This is a genomic window from Mesorhizobium sp. ES1-4 (assembly GCF_020164745.1).
GTDB lineage: Bacteria > Pseudomonadota > Alphaproteobacteria > Rhizobiales > Rhizobiaceae > Mesorhizobium.
In genome coordinates this window covers 120,082-139,648 of record NZ_JAIUGV010000012.1, presented here as the reverse complement: position 1 = coordinate 139,648, position 19,567 = coordinate 120,082, and the positions used below count along the sequence as shown (strand labels likewise).

The 19,567-nt window shown below is 62.9% G+C and carries 18 protein-coding genes and 2 pseudogenes; 12 read left to right on the top strand and 8 right to left on the bottom strand.

Going from position 1 to position 19,567, the window contains the following annotated elements:
* Positions 1 to 82 precede the first annotated feature (82 nt).
* Both mgtA and LB556_RS22895 read right to left on the bottom strand, forming a co-directional pair.
* Entirely contained in the window at positions 83 to 2,692 is a 2,610-nt protein-coding gene (gene mgtA / locus LB556_RS22900) for a magnesium-translocating P-type ATPase (RefSeq protein WP_411908606.1), read from the bottom strand.
* Positions 2,693 to 2,720: 28 nt separating this feature from the next.
* Positions 2,721 to 3,533 carry a universal stress protein gene (locus tag LB556_RS22895; RefSeq protein WP_224569985.1) on the bottom strand — a complete coding sequence of 271 codons (813 nt, stop codon included), beginning with the start codon at positions 3,531 to 3,533 and terminating at the stop codon, positions 2,721 to 2,723.
* A gap of 308 nt (positions 3,534 to 3,841) precedes the next feature.
* On the opposite strand from LB556_RS22895, the gene LB556_RS22890 reads away from it, so the two are divergent.
* Complete coding sequence (locus tag LB556_RS22890) at positions 3,842 to 5,332, top strand: PAS domain S-box protein (protein ID WP_224569984.1); 1,491 nt, start codon at positions 3,842 to 3,844, stop codon at positions 5,330 to 5,332.
* The gene (gene fixJ, locus LB556_RS22885; RefSeq protein ID WP_224569983.1) at positions 5,319 to 5,933 is read left to right on the top strand and encodes a response regulator FixJ; all 615 of its coding nucleotides are present in this window, start codon (positions 5,319 to 5,321) and stop codon (positions 5,931 to 5,933) included. The genes LB556_RS22890 and fixJ overlap by 14 nt, the downstream gene beginning before the upstream one ends.
* On the opposite strand, the gene LB556_RS31885 is transcribed toward fixJ, so the two are convergent.
* Positions 5,930 to 6,262 carry a hypothetical protein gene (locus LB556_RS31885; protein ID WP_318011305.1) on the bottom strand — a complete coding sequence of 111 codons (333 nt, stop codon included), beginning with the start codon at positions 6,260 to 6,262 and terminating at the stop codon, positions 5,930 to 5,932. The genes fixJ and LB556_RS31885 overlap by 4 nt on opposite strands.
* Positions 6,263 to 6,385: 123 nt before the next feature.
* On the opposite strand from LB556_RS31885, the gene LB556_RS22875 reads away from it, so the two are divergent.
* The 4 genes from LB556_RS22875 (at position 6,386) to LB556_RS22860 (ending at position 9,361) form a co-directional block, all read left to right on the top strand.
* Complete coding sequence (locus tag LB556_RS22875) at positions 6,386 to 6,787, top strand: translational machinery protein (protein ID WP_224569982.1); 402 nt, start codon at positions 6,386 to 6,388, stop codon at positions 6,785 to 6,787.
* Between the two features lie 171 nt (positions 6,788 to 6,958).
* On the top strand, positions 6,959 to 8,236 hold the full coding sequence (hemA, locus tag LB556_RS22870) for a 5-aminolevulinate synthase (protein ID WP_224569981.1): 1,278 nt from the start codon (positions 6,959 to 6,961) through the stop codon (positions 8,234 to 8,236).
* Positions 8,237 to 8,339: 103 nt separating this feature from the next.
* A complete protein-coding gene (locus tag LB556_RS22865; RefSeq protein WP_224569980.1) occupies positions 8,340 to 8,774 on the top strand; it encodes a DUF2267 domain-containing protein in 435 nt (144 codons plus the stop codon).
* A gap of 140 nt (positions 8,775 to 8,914) precedes the next feature.
* Positions 8,915 to 9,361, top strand: coding sequence for a pyridoxamine 5'-phosphate oxidase family protein (locus LB556_RS22860; protein WP_224569979.1), 447 nt, complete (start codon positions 8,915 to 8,917; stop codon positions 9,359 to 9,361).
* Positions 9,362 to 9,370: 9 nt separating this feature from the next.
* On the opposite strand, the pseudogene LB556_RS22855 reads toward LB556_RS22860, so the two are convergent.
* A pseudogene (locus LB556_RS22855) lies at positions 9,371 to 9,451 on the bottom strand (universal stress protein); the annotation flags it as partial.
* 121 nt (positions 9,452 to 9,572) lie between these two features.
* Here LB556_RS22855 and LB556_RS22850 point away from each other — a divergent pair.
* A complete protein-coding gene (locus LB556_RS22850; protein WP_224570025.1) occupies positions 9,573 to 11,117 on the top strand; it encodes an AAA family ATPase in 1,545 nt (514 codons plus the stop codon).
* A gap of 26 nt (positions 11,118 to 11,143) precedes the next feature.
* Here the strand turns inward: LB556_RS22850 and LB556_RS22845 are convergent, their stop codons facing one another.
* Positions 11,144 to 13,825 carry a GNAT family N-acetyltransferase gene (locus LB556_RS22845; RefSeq protein WP_224569978.1) on the bottom strand — a complete coding sequence of 894 codons (2,682 nt, stop codon included), beginning with the start codon at positions 13,823 to 13,825 and terminating at the stop codon, positions 11,144 to 11,146.
* 161 nt (positions 13,826 to 13,986) lie between these two features.
* On the opposite strand from LB556_RS22845, the gene LB556_RS22840 reads away from it, so the two are divergent.
* The 3 genes from LB556_RS22840 (at position 13,987) to LB556_RS22830 (ending at position 16,839) form a co-directional block, all read left to right on the top strand.
* The gene (locus tag LB556_RS22840; protein WP_224570024.1) at positions 13,987 to 15,840 is read left to right on the top strand and encodes a heavy metal translocating P-type ATPase; all 1,854 of its coding nucleotides are present in this window, start codon (positions 13,987 to 13,989) and stop codon (positions 15,838 to 15,840) included.
* Positions 15,841 to 15,870: 30 nt separating this feature from the next.
* Positions 15,871 to 16,320: a thioredoxin TrxC gene (gene trxC / locus LB556_RS22835; protein WP_224570023.1), complete on the top strand. Its 450-nt coding sequence runs from the start codon at positions 15,871 to 15,873 to the stop codon at positions 16,318 to 16,320.
* Positions 16,321 to 16,452: 132 nt separating this feature from the next.
* A complete protein-coding gene (locus LB556_RS22830; protein WP_224569977.1) occupies positions 16,453 to 16,839 on the top strand; it encodes a hypothetical protein in 387 nt (128 codons plus the stop codon).
* A gap of 140 nt (positions 16,840 to 16,979) precedes the next feature.
* Here the strand turns inward: LB556_RS22830 and LB556_RS22825 are convergent, their stop codons facing one another.
* Complete coding sequence (locus LB556_RS22825) at positions 16,980 to 17,471, bottom strand: plastocyanin/azurin family copper-binding protein (protein WP_224569976.1); 492 nt, start codon at positions 17,469 to 17,471, stop codon at positions 16,980 to 16,982.
* 254 nt (positions 17,472 to 17,725) lie between these two features.
* On the opposite strand from LB556_RS22825, the gene LB556_RS22820 reads away from it, so the two are divergent.
* Positions 17,726 to 18,004 carry a PepSY domain-containing protein gene (locus tag LB556_RS22820; protein WP_224569975.1) on the top strand — a complete coding sequence of 93 codons (279 nt, stop codon included), beginning with the start codon at positions 17,726 to 17,728 and terminating at the stop codon, positions 18,002 to 18,004.
* Between the two features lie 43 nt (positions 18,005 to 18,047).
* Positions 18,048 to 18,578 carry a cytochrome b/b6 domain-containing protein gene (locus LB556_RS22815; RefSeq protein ID WP_224570022.1) on the top strand — a complete coding sequence of 177 codons (531 nt, stop codon included), beginning with the start codon at positions 18,048 to 18,050 and terminating at the stop codon, positions 18,576 to 18,578.
* A 71-nt stretch (positions 18,579 to 18,649) separates the two neighbouring features.
* Here the strand turns inward: LB556_RS22815 and LB556_RS22810 are convergent.
* Both LB556_RS22810 and LB556_RS22805 read right to left on the bottom strand, forming a co-directional pair.
* A pseudogene (locus tag LB556_RS22810) lies at positions 18,650 to 18,821 on the bottom strand (alcohol dehydrogenase); the annotation flags it as partial.
* A 9-nt stretch (positions 18,822 to 18,830) separates the two neighbouring features.
* Positions 18,831 to 19,478: a BON domain-containing protein gene (locus tag LB556_RS22805; protein ID WP_224569974.1), complete on the bottom strand. Its 648-nt coding sequence runs from the start codon at positions 19,476 to 19,478 to the stop codon at positions 18,831 to 18,833.
* Positions 19,479 to 19,567: the final 89 nt, after the last annotated feature.

Sequence of the window (19,567 nt, the reverse complement as noted above, 5' to 3'; positions counted from 1 at the left end):
GAGAACGCCGCCGGAGATCCGAGCCATTGGGTCTTGCTTCCACCCAAACGCGCCCCGATCAGCCACCCGCCCGCGACGTCTTTCAAGCCTTCGGGCGGCGGGTACCGGCGCGGCTACCCCTGCCAAACAGCCAGCGCTTGGTGAACTCGGAAGCGACGACATAGAGAGCTGTGATCGCAACCAGCCCTGCCAGCACAGGCAGCGGCAGCGGCACGAACCCGAACCATGGAGCGACTGGGGTATAGGCAAGGGTGACGGCGACGAGGCCAATTCCGAGCGTCAACCCGGCAAGCAGCAGGCTCGGGCGACTTACCCAGAACGCCTTCTGTGTCCGTATGACGAGCAGGATGGAAAGCTCGGTCAACAGGGATTCGACAAACCAGCCGGTCTGGAATGTGGTCACGGTCGCATGCATGACAAACAGAAGAAAGGCGAAGGTCGCGAAGTCGAACAGCGAGCTGACGAGGCCAAAGCCGATCATGAATCTGCGGACGAAATGGATATCCCAGTGGCGCGGACGCCGCAGCTGATCCGCATCGACATTGTCGCTGGCAATGGCGAGGGCCGGAATGTCGGAAAGGAAATTGTTGAGCAGTATCTGTTTTGCCAAAAGCGGCAGGAAGGGCAGGAACAGGGAGGCAGCGGCCATGCTGATCATGTTGCCGAAATTGGCGCTGGTCGTGATCGAGATGTATTTCATCGTGTTGGCGAAGGTCCTGCGACCGTCATCGACGCCGCGCACCACGACCCCAAGATCCTGCTTGAGCAGGATGATGTCAGCGGCCTCCCGCGCGACGTCAACGGCGGTGTCAACGGATATGCCTATGTCGGCCTCGTGAAGCGCGGGCGCGTCGTTGATGCCGTCGCCGAGATAGCCGACGACATGGCCGTTTCTGCGAAACGCTTCGACGATGCGCTCTTTCTGGTTCGGATCGATCTCCACGAACAGATCGATTTTCCCCACACTGGCGAAGAGGCCGTTTTTCGTCGTGTTCGACAGGTCCTCGCCGGTCATGATCCTGTCGGCGCGAAGACCGACCGCTTCCGCCAGATGCGCGGCGATATAGCGGTTATCGCCCGAGATGACTTTTACCGCGATTCCGCGGTGAGCGAGTTCCGCCAGCGTTTCCCTCACACCCATCTTCGGCGGGTCGAGGAAAAGCAGAAAGCCGGCAAAGGCGAGCGCGGCTTCGTCGGCCCTGCTGAATTTCGAATGCCCTTCGAACCGCCGGATCGCAAGGCCGAGCACACGGTATCCCTGCGCACTCCAGCGGCGAAACCTGTCATCGATTGCCAATCGTTGCGGCGCGCCCAATGCGCTTGGGGTGCCGTCGGCGCCTAAAACGCGATCGCAGACCTCAAGGATGTTCTGCACGGCGCCCTTGCTGATCAAAAGCTGCTCGCCGCCGTCGTCGAGCACAACGACCGACAGCCGCTTGCGAATGAAGTCGTAGGGGATCTCGTCGACCTTGGTAAAGCCGGTCAGCACGACATCTCCGAGCGGAGCACCGGCAACAGCCTCGTCCAGCGGGTTTTTCAGCCCGGTCTGCAGGGTTGCGTTGAGATGCGCCCATAGCAGGACCTTGTCTGACGCGTTGCCTTCCACGTCGAGCCAGCCGTCGAGGTGAATGACGCCCTCGGTCAGCGTTCCTGTCTTGTCCGTGCAAAGCAGGTCCATGCTGCCAAGATTCTCGATGGCATCGAGGCGGCGCACGATGACGCCGTTCGCCGCCATGGTCCGGGCGCCTCTCGCCAACGTGACGCTGATGATTGCAGGCAACAGTTCGGGCGTCAGGCCGACCGCCAATGCCAGCGAAAACAGGAGCGATTCGATCAGCGGTCTTGCGAGCATCAGGTTTGCGAAGAAGACCACGATCACGATAGCCAGCATGATCTCGGTCATCAGGTAGCCGAACTGCCTGATGCCGCGAGCAAACCCGGTTTCGGGGATGCGGCGTTCAAGAGCGCTGGCGATCGCCGCGAACTCGGTGCTCGTGGCCGTGGCGACGGCAAGCACTCTTGCCGTGCCGCTGCGGACCGAAGTGCCTGTAAAGACCGCGTTGGCCCGCTGGGCGATTCCAGCACCCGGCGCGGAGCGTCCAGGCGATTTCAAAACCGGAAAAGTCTCGCCTGTCAGCACCGCTTCGCTGACATTGAAGTCTTGCGATTCCAGGATGACGCCATCGACTGGAATGAGATTCCCGGCCGAAAGGCAAACCACGTCGCCGGCAACGATATCCTGAGCGTCTACCGCTCGTTCGACGCCGTCTCTCAACACGTTGGCCTTGCGGGAGATCCGCTGCTGCAGCGCCGCCATCGCGCGAGACGCGCCATATTCCTGCGTGAAGCTCAGGATGCAGCTTGCCAGCACAATGATCCCGATGATCGCGGCTTCGTGGCCTTCGCCGACGAAGCCCGACACGGCGGCGGCAAAAATCAGGATCAGGACCAGCGGGCTGCGGAACTGGCTGGCAAAAATCCTCACGGCTGATTGCCTGGAGCCTGCCGAAAGCGTGTTCCGGCCGAATTTCGCGCACCGGGCCGCCGCTTCCCCGCTCAGGAGCCCGGTTTTGGACGTGTTCAGTTGTCTCAACAGTTGCTCTGTTTCAACCGACCAGTAGGCGTCGAGGGCGCCGGGCGAGCGGCGAGCCGACTCCGTCTCGCTTGCCCGGAGGAGCGCGTGTTGCGCCAAGTCGACTTTGCCGATCGACATGACCACCTCAGTACGACATCAGACGGCTGATGCCGCTCTCCCGCACAAGCGTCCGGGTCATGCCGCCGAACGCCCATTCGCGCAATCGGCTGTGTCCGTAGGCGCCGGAGACGATCAGATCCGCGTGGATCGCGCGCGCGAAAACCAGCAGCCTCTCTGCCTCAGCCTCGCCCGAAAGTATTTCGGTCCTCGCCATGACGCCGTGGCGTCCGAGATAGACCGCTACATCGGCGAGGCCGTTGCGAACACTGTCGTCGGGATTGCCATCCATCGTGGCGACAACGACCTCGTTGGCCTGCGACAGGAAGGGCAAGGCATCGGCGATTGCCCTGCGCGCCTCCCTTGTATCCTTCCAGGCGACGAGGACGGTCTTTGCCAGGACATGCTCGAAATTGCTGGCTGCTACCAGAACTGGCCGGCCGCTGCCGAGCGCCAGGCTTCCGATATCGACGGCGCGGAAGACATTTTCGCCTTCGTCGCCTCCGGTCACGATCAGGTCGCATGCGTTGGCGGCAAGACCGAGCAGGCGGTTTGGACTGCAGACCTGCTGCATCCATTCGCTGCTGACCGTGGATGGAACCAGACGCTCGAATTCGCCGCGCAGTTCGGCAAGGCGCTTTTCGATTTCGGTTCTCTCGATCAGCATCACCTCGCCTTCATAGACCAGGCCCTCGCCGGTTGAGACGAGCGGCGGCACATCCGCCGCCGCCAGGCCGATCAGACGGGCCTCGAAGCGTTCGGCAAGGTCCACCGCGAGTTGCACGATGGGCGCGGGATCCGAGTCCACGGCAAGATTGACGACAATGGACTTGTAAGACATGAGAACTCCTTGGGCTCAAAGACCTTGCACGTCTCGTCAATTGCATCGTCGGCCCTCCGGCGCCTTGATGCGGGTCAAAGGGCGCTGTCTGCTTGTCACGGCGGTGGCTCGTCATGACGTGCGCGGGCCGGTATGCGTGCGCGGCGATGAGTGCTACATCAGCCGGTGTTGCCGGTTGTCAGGTTCAAGGACTGCATGTGAGCAATAAGGCGCCAGTCTCATCGGGCCGCGATACGGCGGCAGTGCCTTCGGCTCGCGCGCCCGGGGGACGGAACGGTGCCGCCGCGGAGCACGAGCTTCTCGCCCTGATGTTCGACCAGGCTCCTGGTTTCATGACCTTGCTGAGCGAACCCGGGCATGTCTTCCAGTTGACCAATGCCGCCTATCAACGCCTGATCGGTCAGCGGCAGGTCATTGGAAAGTCGGTGCGGGAGGCTTTGCCCGAGCTTGAGGGCCAGGGCTTCTTCGAACGGCTCGATCAGGTCAGCGAGACAGGTGAGCCCTATGTCGGACGCGGTGTTCAGGTCGTCCTCCGCAACGCTGAAGATGGAACGACGGAGCAGCGCATCCTCGACTTCGTTTATCAGCCGATCAAGGCCGACGACGGCCGCATGACCGCGATCTTTGTCCAAGGCACAGATGTCAGCGAGCTTTCCTTCGCCAACGCTGCCCTGCAGTTGCGCGAGGACCATCTCCGGTCAATTCTGGCGACCGTACCCGATGCCATGGTGGTCATCGACGAGCAGGGGCGTATTCAATCCTTCAGCGCGGCGGCCGAGGCGCTGTTCGGCTACACGTCCGGTGAAGTGATGGGCGCGAATGTCAGCATTCTCATGCCGTCACCCTACCGCGAGGAGCATGACGGTTACTTGAACCGGTATCTGGGCACCGGGGAGCGCCGGATCATCGGTCTGGGCCGAACCGTGACCGGCATGCGCAAGGATGGGTCGACGTTTCCAATGGAGCTCGCGGTCGGCGAGATGCATCCGGGAACCGGCCGATTCTTCACAGGCTTCTGTCGCGACCTGACCGAACGCCACAGGTCTGAAGCCAGAATTCAGGAGCAGCAGCAGGAACTCCTCCATATGGCCCGCTTCACCGCGCTGGGCGAGATGGCGTCGACGCTGGCGCATGAGATCAACCAGCCGCTGACAGCCATCACGAATTACCTCAAGGGCAGTCGCCGGCTTCTTGAAAGGAGCAAGGATGACAACGCCGTCATGTTGCGCGACGCCGTGGAAAGAGCAGCAGAGCAGGCCTTGAGAGCCGGAGATGTCATCCGCCATCTTCGAGACTTCGTCGCGCGCGGCGAAAGCGAGCGCCAGGTGGAGCGTTTGACGGCAATCATCGAGGAAGCCTCGTCCCTTGCACTGGTGGGCGCTGGGGAAGCCGACGTGCGCGTCAGCTATGAGCTTGATCCTGCGGCTGAACTCGTTTTGACCGACCGTATCCAGGTCCAGCAGGTTCTGCTCAATCTGATGCGCAACGCGGTGGAGGCCATGCATGGAGCGCCACGCCGGGAATTGCGGGTGGTTACCAGGGCACGGGCGGACGGAATGGCGGAGGTCAGTGTGGAAGACACCGGCCCGGGCCTGGCGCCAGAGATTTCGGCGCAACTTTTCCAGCCGTTTGTCACCACCAAGAAACAGGGTATGGGTGTGGGCCTGTCCATTTGCCGCACTATCGTCGAATCGCACGGCGGTCATATCTGGGCTGATGCATTGCCTGGTGGTGGAACCGCCTTTCGGTTCACCCTGCGCAATGTCGAGAAGGACGAGGTCGCGAATGGCAGACAATGATGTCGTGCACGTGGTCGACGACGACGTCGACGTTCGCAAATCGCTGGGCTTTCTCCTCGGAACGGCGGACTTTGCTGTCCGCCTGCACGAGTCGGCAACAGCTTTTTTGGCGACCTCGACGGGGGAAATCGACGGCTGCATCCTTACCGATGTGCGCATGCCGGGCATCGACGGCATCGAGTTTCTGCGGCAGCTCAGGGCCCGCGGACAGACTGTCCCGGTGATTGTCATGACGGGCCACGCGGACGTGGCGTTGGCTGTTCAGGCGATGAAGGAGGGAGCGGCCGATTTCATCGAGAAGCCGTTCGACGACCAGATTCTCATTGATGCAATCCGCCTGGCTCTCGACAATCGCAGCCATGCGGCACTCGCCCATCCACGAGCCTCGGAAATCCACAAGAGCCTATCCGCGCTTTCGGAGCGCGAGCGGCAGGTCCTGGATGGTCTGGTCTCGGGCCTGCCGAACAAGACGATCGCCTATGATCTTGGCATCAGTCCGCGAACGGTCGAAATCCATCGCGCGAACGTCATGAGCAAAATGGGCGCCGGCAGCCTGTCGCATCTGGTGCGTATGGCATTGATCGCCGAGACCAAGCACTAAGGCGAAAAAGGAAGTGAGCCGGCTTGCTTGTCTCCCGGCCTCCAGTCACGCCAATGGGTCGGACGAATGTCGACGCGCAAACCGGTGCTTGCGTCGTTCCAGCCTTCCCGGCCTCTTTCACAAGGAAATACAAGCGTGTGCAGGCCGTCGTCATCGATGACGGCCAGTTCCAGGCTACGGCCATACGGCGCGCTTGCGATCGGATTCCACATCAGGTCATTGTGATGGAAGGGGCCGAGCGGCGCTTTGATTTGAATCACTTTAGCGGCCGCCAGATGCGGTTCGCGACGATCGCGTTCCCAAGCGCCCAACCGGATGCGGATCGGCAAGCTGTCCGCGCGACGAATGCGCCGCCCTCATCTTGATCGTGATCAAAGACCGGGCTCGCTTTCGGATTATCCTTGCAGCTCAGAGCGCCCATCGCGCAATCGCAAGCCGAAGGATTCCTGGACATGGAAACTCAACATGCCGTCGCTTGGCTGGACCATCGCGAGGCAAAACTATTCTTTTTCGATCGCGAGAGCGTCGACAGCGAGAAGCTCTCCACCACGCTCCCGCACCATCAGACGCATAACAAGGCTGGAACGGTGGACGGCAAACGCACCACCGGAAACCAGTCCTACTACCATGACATCGTCATTGCCCTGCAGCCGGCGAAGGAATGGCTGATCCTCGGGCCCGGTTCAGCGAAGGATGAATTGGCAAAATATATTCGGACCCATTGCCCGCAATCCGAACATCGCATCATCGGCGTCGAAACATCCGATCACCCTACGGACGCGCAGATCGTCGCATACGCGCGGATGTTCTCCAGGGCCGCCGACCGCATGTTTTCCGGGCACGGCCTGGATTGAACCGAGGTGTTCAACACTGTCATGATTCAGCTGGACGTCGATGCAACGCCGGTGCCTCGCGTGTCGGTGGCATGGGATCTCGCTCAGCGGCACGGCGCCGATCTCATAGGTGGCGCCGAAGCGCTCGACCGGCGCTGCAGCCGCTCGGCTTTTCAATTTAGGAGACTCGACATGAATTACCAGCGTTTCTTCGAGGAAGCGATCGACCAGCTCCATGCCGAGCGTCGCTACCGCGTCTTCGCCGACCTGGAGCGCATCGCGGGCAAGTTCCCGCGCGCCATCTGGCGTTGCAACGGCCGCGCCGAGGAAATCACCGTCTGGTGCTCCAACGACTATCTCGGCATGGGCCAGCACGCCGACGTCATCGCCGCGTTCCAGGACGCGGCCGGCAGGATGGGCTCCGGCGCCGGCGGCACCCGCAACATCTCCGGCACGTCCAACCCGCTGGTCGAGCTCGAGCATGAGCTCGCCGACCTGCACGGCAAGGAAGCGGCGCTCGTCTTCACCTCCGGTTTCGTCTCCAACGAAGCCTCGATCTCGACCATCGCACGGCTTTTGCCCAATTGCCTGATCATCTCGGACGAACTGAACCATGCCTCCATGATCGAGGGCGTGCGGCGCTCGGGCGCCGAGAAGAAGATCTTCCGCCACAATGATGTCGCGCATCTGGAAAGCCTGCTGCAGGCGGCGGGCCGCGAACGCGCCAAGCTGATCGTCTTCGAGAGCGTCTATTCGATGGACGGCGACATCGCGCCGATCAAGGAGATCGTCGAACTCGCCGAGCGCTACAACGCCATGACCTATATCGACGAGGTCCATGCGGTGGGCATGTACGGGCCGCGCGGCGGCGGCATCACCGAGCGCGAGGGCCTGGCCGGCCGCATCGACATCATCGAAGGCACGCTGGCCAAGGCCTTCGGCACGCTGGGCGGCTACATCACCGGCACCAGCGCCGTCATCGACGCGGTGCGCTCCTACGCGCCGGGCTTCATCTTCACCACCGCGCTGCCGCCGGCGGTCGCGGCCGCGGCCACGACGTCGATCCGCCATCTCAAGCGCTCGCAGGCCGAGCGTGACGCCCAGCAACGGCAGGCGAGCCGGACCAAGCAGATCCTGTCGGCCGCCGGCCTGCCGGTGATGGACTCTGCGACCCACATCGTGCCGGTGCTGGTCGGCGATCCCGAACTGTGCAAGATGGCCAGCGACCGCCTGCTTGGCGTGCACGGCATCTATATCCAGCCGATCAACTACCCGACCGTGCCGCGCGGCACGGAGCGGCTGCGCATCACGCCGACGCCGTTCCACTCCGACGCGCTGATCGCCGAACTGCAGGACGCGCTGGTCGAAACCTGGGACGCGCTCGGCATTCCCTATGGCTCGGCCGGACGCCCTTCGGTGGCGAAAAGCGACCGCATCATTCCGCTTCTGGTGCCAAAGTCGGGCGGCTAGGCGACCCACGCCAAAAGGTTTTACGGGAGAACCATTTGATCCGGCGCAAGGCCCTGGTGCTCCGTTGGCTCCAGTATGACGGCAAATCCCGGAGGAGCCGACCATGAGCCACATGTCCCACACGTCCTTTGGCGACCTGAGCCACGCCGCGCAACAGGCCCAGCAATGGGTCAAGGAACTTGCCAGGGATCTCCGCTGGAGCGAACCAAGTGCTTGCCGGTTGCTGCGATGTGTCCTGCATACGCTGCGGGACTGGCTGAGCGAAGCGGAAATGGCGGATCTCTCGGCACAACTGCCGGTCTTGGTTCGCGGCATGTACTTCGAAGGCTGGAACCCATCGGCCACCAACCATGACCACAAGAAGCGCGATTTTGTTCTCAACGTCCGGAACGGTTTCGGTTGCGATGAGGAAATCGATTTCGATGTCGCGATCGCTGCTGTGTTCAAGCTTCTGGACCGTCATATTTCGCATGGCGAAATCGTTCACGTCAGGAACTCTCTGAAAAAGTCGCTCGGCAGATTGTGGCCGGTGGATTGACCCATGTTCCAGGACTGGGAAGACGCTGGGATGAAGCCCGGCATGGAACTGCAAGGCCTTCAGTTTCAACAGTCCGTTGTGCTGGCGCTACCGCCGGCCGGCCAGCCCTCAAAAACCGAGAAGAACAGGAGATCGCATCGATGCTGATCCGCACGCTTTCCGCTTTGGAATGCACCAAATTGCTGACGGCCAATCGTGTTGGCCGGCTGGCTTGTGCAAAGGACGCGCAGCCCTACGTCGTGCCCTTTTACTACGCGTACTCGGATGCTCATCTCTACGCATTTTCCCTGCCTGGCAAGAAGATCGAATGGATGCGGGCAAATCCGCTGGTGTCCGTCCAGGTCGACGAACATGGCCAGGGGCGGGCATGGAAGAGCGTCGTTGTCGATGGCCGCTATGAAGAACTCACCGACCGGATTGGCCACAAGCTTCAACGGGATCATGCCTGGTCGGTCTTGAGCAAGCATTCCGACTGGTGGGAGCCTGGCGCGCTCAAGCCCGTCCTCCCTCTGACGGCAGACAGTGCACCGCACGTCTTCTTTCGGATTCTGATCGAACAGGTGTCCGGCCGAGAAGCAAGCGAGTAGTCGTGCCTTGATGGACTTGGTGACCCCTCCGAAAATGCGCTCGCGCAACCGGGAATGACCATAGGTGCCCACGACCACCAGATCGGCCCGAACGCGGGAGAGATCGTTACCGAGGAACGGATCCATGAATTGGCGGGTTATGTCCGGACATTGCAGCAATGAGCCCAGGTCGCGGAAACGAATTGCGCAAGACGCACCAAGGAGACCGGCCCTGATTATTGACGACCAGCAAGCCGCTACCGCGTTTCTGTCCGATCCTGTTTCATACGGCGCGACTGGGCCTGTCGAGGCGATCGAGACGCATATCTCGCGTATTTTTCTGACTGGCGACCGCGCCTACAAGATGAAACGCGCGGTCAAGCTGCCCTATGTCGACTTCTCGGCGCCGGCCCTCAGGCTCGCCGCCTGCGAGAAAGAGGTGGAGCTCAACTCAAAGACCGCTCCCGGCCTTTATCTGGGAGTGCGTCGTATCACGCGCGAGGCGTCCGGCAAACTGGCTTTTGACGGCACCGGGCGGATGGTCGACGCGGCGATCGAGATGATCCGCTTCGACCAGTCAAGGCTTCTTGATCGCATGGCCGCCGCGGGAGAATTGACGCCGTCGCTGATGACGGCGGTTGCGCGCATGATCGTCGGCTACCATCGTGCCGCGCCGACGATCCACAATGGCACCGGCTCGTCCAACCTGGCTGGCGTGCTCGACATCAACGAGGCCGGCTTTGCCACCAGCCATGTTTTCACAAAGGCGGAAATCGAGACCTTTGGCGACGCCTTCCGCTTTGCCCTGGCCGGGCATTCAGGATTGCTCGACCGCCGCGAAGCCGCAGGCAGGATCCGCCGCTGCCATGGCGATCTGCATCTGCGCAACATCTGCCTTCTCGACGCAGAGCCCCGCCTCTTCGATTGCATCGAATTCAACGACCAGATCGCCACCATCGACGTTTTGTACGATTTGGCTTTCCTGTTGATGGATCTTTGGCATCGCGGTCTACCGCAGTACGCCAATCTTGTGATGAACCGCTATCTCGATGAAGCCGACGATGAGGACGGTTTCATCCTGCTGCCCTTCTTCATGGCGGTGCGGGCTGCTGTCCGGGCGCATGTCACCGCAACGCAGGTCGCGGAAGGCAGTGCCAATTCCGACAAATTGACCGCCGAGGCCAGGTCCTATTTCGACCTTGCCCGAACATTTCTCCAGGAAACACCGCCGCGGCTCGTTGCCATCGGTGGCCTCAGCGGCTCCGGCAAGACGACCGTCGCGGAGGCGCTCGCCGCCCATATAGGCGCGCCGCCCGGCGCCCGCATTGTCGAAAGCGACCGTATCCGCAAGGCCATGCATGGTGTGCCGGCCGAGACCAGGCTGCCGGACAAAGCCTACCGGCCGGACGTTTCGGACCGCGTCTATCGCGACATGGCCTGGCGCGCCGGCCTGATCCTTTCGGAGGGCGGCTCGGTCGTCGCCGACGCTGTGTTCGACAGACCGGCCGATCGTCAGCGGATCGAGAACGCGGCGCGCAGCCGGGCTGTGGAATTTTACGGATTCTGGTTGGAGGCCGACCCGCTCGTGCTTTGGCGGCGAGTCAGTGAACGCAAGGGCGGTCCTTCAGACGCCACGATAGATATCCTCTCCAGGCAATTGCAGCGCAATACCACCCGTTCCAACTGGCAAGAAGTCGACGCCGATCAAGAACTCGCCGACATTGTCGCGGAGTTGAGACGGGTCTCCCGGAGTGATGCGCCCGACGGCTGCGCATAAGCCTCCGGCGCGGCAAGGCGATGGCCTCAACGGAGTTCGAGAGTTGCCTCGACAAGGCCGGGTTCACTGGGATGACGCCTTGTCGAGAAGCCGAACTCGCGGCACATGGCCAGCATTGTCGTGTTCTCGCCAAGCATTATCCCTTCGATTCGATCGATGCCGTCGGCCTTGGCATAATCGACCAGTTGCCTGAGCAACTCCCAGCCCAGACCATGACCTTGCAGATCCGTACGCACCAGCAAGGCATATTCGGCGACAGCGTGGTCCGGATCGCAAGACAGGCGGCCAATGCCGCTCAGCGCACCGGAGTTCGTCTCCAGGGCGACGAAGGCCATGTCGCGGTCGTAGTCGAGTTGGGTGAGCCGCTTCAGCGACTGGTCGGAGAAGCTCTTGCGCGGCGACAGAAAACGCAGGCGCAGATCGTCTGGTGAAATCCTGGCAAGGAATTCGGGATAGAGCGCGATGTCGGCCGGCTTGATCGGCCGGATGTGATAGTTCGTAGCGCCTCCCAAAAACTCCCTTTCCCAACCCGACGGATAAGGCCTGACGGCAAGCGCCGGGTTCGGCCCCGCCTCCTCGACGCGTTGCGGCTCGATCTCGATGCGGGCGTCAAGCGCAATCGCGCCGTCGGAGTCGGCCAACAGCGGGTTGATGTCCATCGAAACGAGGCAGGGAAAGTCGACGATCATCTGCGACAGCCCGTTCAGCGCCGCGATGATCGCCTGCCGGTGCGCCGGTGCGCGATCGCGGTATCCGGCGAGCAGGCGGCCGATCCGCGTTTGCCCGATCAGGTCGCCGGCAAGGACATCGTCGAGCGGGGGCAACGCGATCGCTGTGTCATCTATCGCCTCGACCGCCACGCCGCCGGCTCCAAACAGGATGGCCGGCCCGAAGATCGGATCCCGGCTCATGCCGAGGATGAGCTCCTGCGCCTGCTTTCGCACCACCATGGGCTGAACGGCATAGCCCTCGATATCGGCTTGCGGCGTCTGCTTGCGCACGCGCGCCTCGATTGCGCGCGCCGCCTCCCCTGCTGCCGCGGCATCGACGATGTTGAGCACAACCCCGCCAACATCCGACTTGTGAGAGATCGTCTTGGATAGGAGCTTGACCACGACCTGTTCGGACGTCTCGAGGAGCCGGCCAGCCGCCGCTTCCGCTTCGGCAGGAGATTTGGCGACGATGGTTTCCGGTACCGCGATGCCGTAGGCGGAAATTGCCGCCTTGGCTTCGGGCTCGGTCAGCATTCGCCGCCCCTCCTTCGCGACCTGCCGGAACAAGGCAAGCACGGCTTCTCGGTGGCTCGCATTGTCAACGCCGCGGTTCGGCGGGGTGCGCATCAATGCCCGCTGGGCACGCGACCACTCACTGAGGTAGGAGACGGCGGTTGCGGCATCCGCCGGCGTTTCGAAGCTGGCAATGCCGGCATTCTGAAGGATCTGTCGCCCGGCGCGCGCCGTGTGTTCACCGAGCCAGCAGGTCAGGACAGGTTTGCCGTCAATCTTGCCGTCTTGCGCGAGCGCCGCCACCGCGCTTGCCGCGGCAAGCGGCAAGCCGAGCGCTGTCGGGCAGTTCATGACCAGGACGACGTCGGTGCCGGCATCGGCCACGACGGCCTCGATCGCGGCCCGATAGCGCTCTGGCGGAGCGTCGCCGATGATGTCGACCGGGTTGGCGCGGGACCATGTGCCCGGCAGGATGCCATCCAGGCGGGCGATCGTTTCCCGCGACAGGTCGGCCAGTTCCCCATTGCCTTCGATGAGCTGATCGACGGCAAGCACGCCGGCGCCGCCGCCATTGGTGACGATGCCGACGCGGGCTCTTTCCAACGGAGCGAAACGAGCGGTCGTTTCAACCGCATCGAACAGCTCGGTCAGGCCTTTGACGCGCAGGATGCCGGCGCGCAGCAATGCCGCGTCGACGACGCGATCGGCCCCCGACAGCGCGCCCGTGTGGGTCGCGGCCGCTTTTGCGGATTGCTCGTGCCGGCCCGACTTGATCGTGATCACCGGCTTGATGCGAGCCGCCGCGCGCGCGGCCGAGATGAACTTGCGCGGATTGGGAATGGTTTCGAGATACATCACGATCGCCCGCGTGTGCCTGTCGCCCGCCAGCATGTCGAGGCAATCCCCCACGTCGACATCCGCCATGTCGCCCAGGGAGACGATCTGTGAGAAACCGACATTGTTGTCGGCCGCCCAGTCGATGAGGGAGGTGGCAATGGCGCCGGATTGCGACAGCAGCGCGATGTTGCCGGGCCCGGCCGCCATATGCGCGAATCCGGCATTGAGCCGTAGCGGCGGGATCATCAGACCGACCGTGTTCGGCCCAATGATGCGGAAAACAGTGGGCCTGGCCGCATCGAGCATCGCCTGGCGCAGGCCGTTCTCGCGCGTAAGCCCGGCGGTGATAACAACTGCCGCCCGCGTGCCCTTGTCAGCAAGGTCGCGCACGATGCCGGGAACTGCCTCGGGTGGCGTGACGATAACACCAAGGTCGGGAACACCCGGAAGATCGGCCGCCTTGCGATAGCATGGCCGACCGGCCACTTGCCGGTATTTCGGGTTGACCGCCCAGATATCACCCTCGAACCCGCCGCTGACGATGTTTTCGAGCACGACGCGGGCGACCGAGCCGTCACGCGGCGATGCGCCGAAAACGGCAACCGACTTCGGGGCGAACGCATGTTCCAGATTTCGGATCGTCACCCCTGCGTCTCCTGTTCGTGGCGATGATCGCCGTTCGATCCGGCCCGTTCGTTGCGTTGGATCAAAGCGTTCGCCAGTTCTTGCGATTAGCTGTCGGTCGAGTTCGGCGCGCGTCAGCGCTGGCGGAAATTGGCGAGCAGCGACCTATCGGAAGGCATCGCATGAACGAGTCCATCCTCCGACGCCTGTTGCTGGTCTTGCCCATCCTGGGCCTTGCCATTGGCTTCGTCGTTCGGCAAACCGGGATCGGCCCGCTTGAGGCCGACACGATCTGGACGATCGCGACCTTGCCTGTGGTCGGAGCTCTCGCCATCTCCATTCTGCGTGATTTCTGGATCGGCCGCTTCGGCGTCGATGCGATTGCGCTTGTATCGATGTCGGCTGCGCTGCTGCTCGGCCAGCCGCTGGCAGCGGTGGTGGTCGCGATCATGTATGCCGGCGGCACCGTGCTCGAGGACTTTGCCCGCGGCCGCGCCGAGCGCAGTCTCAAGGCATTGACCGATCGCTCGCCGCGTGTCGCGCATCGCAGGTCGGCGAATGGAACAGAAATGGTTCGGGTTGAAGAGGTCGCTGTCGGTGACGATCTCCTGGTGCGCGCCGGCGAGCTGCTGCCCGTGGACGGCATCCTGCTCGACCCGTCGGCATCGCTCGACGAGTCTGCGGTGACCGGGGAGCCGCTGCCGCAGCGGCGAAATGCGGGCGACATGCTGCGCAGCGGAACCATCAATGCGGGCGAAACTTTCAACATGCGGGCCTCCGCGCGCGCGGACCAGAGCACTTATGCCGCGATCGTGCGCATGGTCGCGGCAGCGCAGACTGTCAAAGCGCCTTTCATTCGCATGGCCGACCGCTTCGCCCTGTTCCTGCTGCCTGCCACTTTGCTGGTTTCCGGCCTCGCCTGGTACATCTCCGGCGATCCCATCCGGGCGCTCGCCGTGCTGGTCGTCGCGACGCCTTGCCCGCTCATCCTCGCCGCGCCGGTTGCCTTTATCGGCGGCGTATCGCGCGCCGCGCGTGCCGGCATCCTGATGAAGGGCTCGGCGGCCCTGGAGGCCCTCGCCCAAGTCAGGACCGCGATCTTTGACAAGACGGGGACCTTGACCATCGGGGGCGCCGAACTCATCGAGATTGAAGCTGAACCCGGCCTCGATGCCGACCATCTGCTGCAAAAGTTGGCATCCCTGGAGCAGGCCTCGCACCACGTTCTCGCCGACTCGATCATCCGGGCGGCGCGCGCCAGGCATCTGATGCTTTCGCATCCGCATGATGTGCGGGAGCATCGCGGCGCGGGTCTGGCCGGCTGCGTCGAAGACATGCCTGTCACGGCGGGATCCCAGGCTCTCGTGCTCGCCAACAGGCCGTTGCCCCGTTGGGCGAAAAGCGGCGAAGAAAGATACCGGGACGAACCGGTGCTCAGGGTTTTTGTAGCACTCGGCGGACGGCTTGCCGGTGTATTCACATTCGGGGACGCCCTGCGCGTCGATGCGCGGGATGCGATCGGCAAGCTGCGCTCGGCCGGCATTGCACGCATGATCATGCTCACGGGCGACGATGTCGTGGCGGCGAAGCGCATTTCCGCTTCGCTCGACCTCGACGCCGTTGTGGCCGACGCGACCCCCGCCCAAAAAGTCGCGACCGTCGAAGCCGAGAAAGCCCTGGCGCCGACGATGATGGCCGGCGACGGTATCAACGATGCCCCTGCACTGGCGGCCGCGACGGTCGGTGTCGCCATGGGAGCACGTGGCGCGACCGCCTCCTCCGAGGCAGCCGACGTCATCGTGCTGACCGACCGTCTGCAGCCGGTCGCGGATGCGGTGCGGATCGCACGGCGAACGCGGGCGATCGCCCTGCAAAGCATTGTTGCCGGGCTGGCGCTGTCGGGACTGGCAATGGCGGCCGCGGCCATGGGACAGATCACGCCTGTCGCCGGGGCGCTGATCCAGGAGGGGATCGACGTCGCGGTAATCCTGAACGCGTTACGCGCCCTTGGCGATGGACGGCCGCGGCGCGCATAATGGTGTCGAGAACGAGATCGGTGAATGGCCATGGCACAGCACAATCTGGTGGTTTGCAGCAAATGCGGTGGGGTCAATCGCCTGCCGCCGGCCCGCAATGCGATGGAGGCGAAATGCGGCAAGTGCGGAAACGTGCTGTTTTCGGGTCACCCGGAAGACGTCGACAGCCGCATTTTCGATTGTCAGATCGCGCGCGGCAGCCTGCCGGTCGTCGTCGACGTCTGGGCGCCCTGGTGTGGCCCCTGCAAGGCGATGGCTCCCGCATATGAATCCGCGGCCAAGGAGTTGGAGCCGCATGTTCGCCTGATCAAGCTCAATTCCGACAATGAGCAGGCTGTCGCGGCCAGGTTCGGTATCCGTAGCATTCCGACGATGATCCTCTTTCACGGCGGGCGCGAGATCGCGCGCACATCCGGCGCGATGACCGCGGGCCAGATCGTCAGGTGGGTTCGCGACCGCCTGCCGACGGTCGCCGCCTGAATGTCGCCGCGCGAATGGATCCGCTCATCGTGTGGGCGGACCTTTGAGGAAAGGCAGGTTTCTAACCTTCCTTGATGCGGATCAAGCCACATCCTGTTACCGCGAGATAGAACTCCGTCAAAGGAGTTCGCCATGACCACTGCAAAGGATCTCACCCCGAAATTCCGTCACATTCGGTTGCTGCTTGCCCGCGACAAAAGCCATCCGGAAGGTGACCGCCAGGAAGGCTATGATCTCCTGGCCCCATTGACCGGCGAAGGTCGCATCGATGTGCAGGAGTGGAGATCGCACAGGGGCTCTTGCCGTGTTCGCCGGTTCCGCACCGGCGAGGAAGATCTGATCGGCCGGTTGAGGCGCAAGCCGGGCGGCCAGTGGTTCTTCGACTACGCCGATGGCGATCGCGACGACGAGATCGGTTTCCATCTCGGCGACGAGTTGTTCGTGACCGGCGAATATGTGTCGGTCGAGCGCAACGGTGCCATGCATACCTATCAGGTTGCCCGCGTGGAACGGCCGTGACGACTCAGGCCGATCGCGCGATTTGGCCTTTGGATCACTTGGGAAAGCTTTGGAAGGCGACTTTGCCTGCCTGCACGACGGTCTGCCTGCACGACGGCCTCCCGGCATTCCTAGCGTCAGACCGCGAACCGCCGTCCACGTTACGGATCGACGGTGAATTCAGTCCACATGCCGGCCCCGTAGTGACCTGGCACGTTGCAGATGAGCAGGTATTTTCCAGCCTTCAGCTCGACCGTCAATGAACCTGATTTGCCGGGATCGAGCTCCGAGACCTCACCCTTGTCGCCGGCCTTGTCTTCGTCGACCCTGTTCTCGGCTTCAATGTAAGGAAGCGGCTTGCTGGGATCGGCGAGGTACATCACGATCATTTCGTGAACGCCGTCCTTGGAGTCATTTTTCACGTTGAATGTAACCTCCCCGGCCTTCACCGCGCGAGGCAAGGCCTTGATGCCCATGGTGGCCTTGGCCAGATCAAGGCCTGGCGTTGCATAGGCAAGACCCATCGGCATCTCCATGCTCGCGCCTTTGTCCCACAGCGAGACTTGGACAAGCGCGGCGGCTTGGACCGCGCCTCCGGCCATGAGCATGGCGGCAGCGAGCCCGAAAGCTGCAGTCGTCGATGTGGTTTTCATGACGATCCTCCTTCAGGACGGCGGCGGAAGCGCCCTCAATCCCGACCGCCATGCTGCTCGCGCTTGCGGATGCCGTCCTTGCGCCAGATCAAACCACCGGCGCCGACCAATGAGACTGCGACCGGTGAGACTGTCAGCCGATTGTCAGCTTGGATTGGCTATGCCGTACCAATGACGGCCATATCGCCGTCCAACAAAGCCGATCCGAATCCCACCCACAGGCGCAACATCGGCGTCTTCAGAATGGAGCCATCATGTACCGCACACTCATGCTAGCCGCCCTGGCAGGATCAATTGCCGGGCCAGCCCTCGCCGCTGGCGGCAGCTGCAGCACCGCGCCGAAATCGCAGTTCAAGCCCAAGGCAACGCTCGAAACGCAATTGACCGGCGAAGGCCTCACCGTTCGCCAGATCAAGGTCGAGAAGGGCTGCTACGAAGTCTACGCGGTCGACAAGGCCGGCAAGAAAGTGAACCTGGCCTACAATGCCGAGACCCTTGAAAAGCTGGACAATGCCGAAGCCGGCGAGAATTGATCCGGGTGCTTCGGCAATCACGGACGCGCATCCATCCCCGGAGATGGTGCGCGTCTGGGACCGGGTCGTGCGGAGCTTCCACTGGGCGCTGGTGCTCAGCTTCATTACCGCCTGGTTCACCTCTCACTCCTCGGAGGTCCTTCACCATTGGGCCGGCTACGCCGCCGCCGCGCTGGTCGCAATGCGGCTCCTATGGGGTGTCCTGGGCACGCACTACGCGCGGTTCTCGCAATTCGTGCGCCACCCGGCGACGGTGCTGCGCTATCTCGCGGCAATACTGAGCGGCCGCGAAGCCCGTTACATCGGCCACAATCCCGCCGGCGGTGCGATGGTGATCGTGCTGATGGTGGCTATGGGGTCGACCGCGCTGACCGGCTGGCTGATGACGACGGACGCCTATTTCGGCGTATCGTGGGTCGAGGCGGCGCATAGCCTCGCTGCGCACGGCCTGCTGCTGCTTGTCTTGCTGCACATCGGAGGGGTTGCCCTGGCAAGCCTTCGCCACCGCGAAAACCTGGTCCGGGCCATGATCACCGGGCGAAAACGCAAGGCCGCACCGGCCGACATCGCCTGACGATCGGTCAGTGCGCCAAGCCCGATCTCGCCGATCGCCGGGCGTGAGTGCCGGTCAACGCCCTTGAACATTCACGGCACCAGCACGGCGGCGCCGCTCAATCGCCCTTGCCTCAGATCATCCAACGCCTGGTTGGCCTGTTCCAGCGGGTAGACCTGGGTATGCGTGCGAACCCCCGCGCGCGCTTCGCCACGGCAAGAACTCTTCCGCGTCGCGGCGCGTCAGGTTTGCGACTGACACCAGTTCGATGCATCAGGCGATTGTAATATGGTCTTCAACCATCCGCACGCCCGGCACCGCCCAGGCGGCTCGCTCTATGGTGCGACGCCCCGCCCAACTGTCGACCTTGCCCTTCAAGGTGACCTTGCCGTCGGAGACCTCGACCTCGATCGCTTTCGACTCGACTTCGGCACTTCGTTTCAACGCGTCTTCGATGCGCTTCTTCACATCCGACGCAGCTGCCTGCGGTTTCAACTCGATCTCGTTGGAGACGCCAAGCACGCCTGTCAGGTACCGGATGACGGCAGCGGCGATGGCTTTCTGGTATTGCCACTCGACTTTTCCCGTAAGCGTCACCCACCCGCCCTCGACTCTCACCCGCACCGCCCCGTCGGGAACGGCCGTGTTCCAGCTGATCGAGTGCAGGGCTTGCTTTGCAATTTCGTCGTCGGCCGTCACATTGGTGCCGACAGGGCGGACTTCGATTTCTTCCGCGATGCCTCGTACGCCCTTGACGCGACGAACGGCATCTTCGGCCGTGGCCTTCTGCGCGAAGGTCGGAACATGTCCGGTCAAGGTCACGACACCCTTGTCGACCGCGACGCCTATATTGGCCGCATCGATGCTGGGTTCGAAGTCCAGTTCATCGATTACATCCTGTCTCAACGCAATGCTGTTCATGGCCACACCTCTGCTCGAAGCGAGGCGCGCCCGCTCGATTGAAAGTGTGACTATGGAGGGGCGAGCTCGGCTCGGCGTTGATAAGGATC

What these genes read in the sequence shown, in the direction of transcription:
- LB556_RS22895 (WP_224569985.1), bottom strand. Translation starts at nt 3,533, where the DNA reads ATGTCTTACAAGTCCATTGTCGTCAATCTTGCCGTGGACTCGGATCCC.
- LB556_RS22890 (WP_224569984.1), top strand. Translation starts at nt 3,842, where the DNA reads ATGTTCGACCAGGCTCCTGGTTTCATGACCTTGCTGAGCGAACCCGGG.
- fixJ (WP_224569983.1), top strand. Translation starts at nt 5,319, where the DNA reads ATGGCAGACAATGATGTCGTGCACGTGGTCGACGACGACGTCGACGTT.
- LB556_RS22875 (WP_224569982.1), top strand. Translation starts at nt 6,386, where the DNA reads ATGGAAACTCAACATGCCGTCGCTTGGCTGGACCATCGCGAGGCAAAA.
- hemA (WP_224569981.1), top strand. Translation starts at nt 6,959, where the DNA reads ATGAATTACCAGCGTTTCTTCGAGGAAGCGATCGACCAGCTCCATGCC.
- LB556_RS22865 (WP_224569980.1), top strand. Translation starts at nt 8,340, where the DNA reads ATGAGCCACATGTCCCACACGTCCTTTGGCGACCTGAGCCACGCCGCG.
- LB556_RS22860 (WP_224569979.1), top strand. Translation starts at nt 8,915, where the DNA reads ATGCTGATCCGCACGCTTTCCGCTTTGGAATGCACCAAATTGCTGACG.
- LB556_RS22840 (WP_224570024.1), top strand. Translation starts at nt 13,987, where the DNA reads ATGAACGAGTCCATCCTCCGACGCCTGTTGCTGGTCTTGCCCATCCTG.
- trxC (WP_224570023.1), top strand. Translation starts at nt 15,871, where the DNA reads ATGGCACAGCACAATCTGGTGGTTTGCAGCAAATGCGGTGGGGTCAAT.
- LB556_RS22830 (WP_224569977.1), top strand. Translation starts at nt 16,453, where the DNA reads ATGACCACTGCAAAGGATCTCACCCCGAAATTCCGTCACATTCGGTTG.
- LB556_RS22825 (WP_224569976.1), bottom strand. Translation starts at nt 17,471, where the DNA reads ATGAAAACCACATCGACGACTGCAGCTTTCGGGCTCGCTGCCGCCATG.
- LB556_RS22820 (WP_224569975.1), top strand. Translation starts at nt 17,726, where the DNA reads ATGTACCGCACACTCATGCTAGCCGCCCTGGCAGGATCAATTGCCGGG.
- LB556_RS22815 (WP_224570022.1), top strand. Translation starts at nt 18,048, where the DNA reads ATGGTGCGCGTCTGGGACCGGGTCGTGCGGAGCTTCCACTGGGCGCTG.
- LB556_RS22805 (WP_224569974.1), bottom strand. Translation starts at nt 19,478, where the DNA reads ATGAACAGCATTGCGTTGAGACAGGATGTAATCGATGAACTGGACTTC.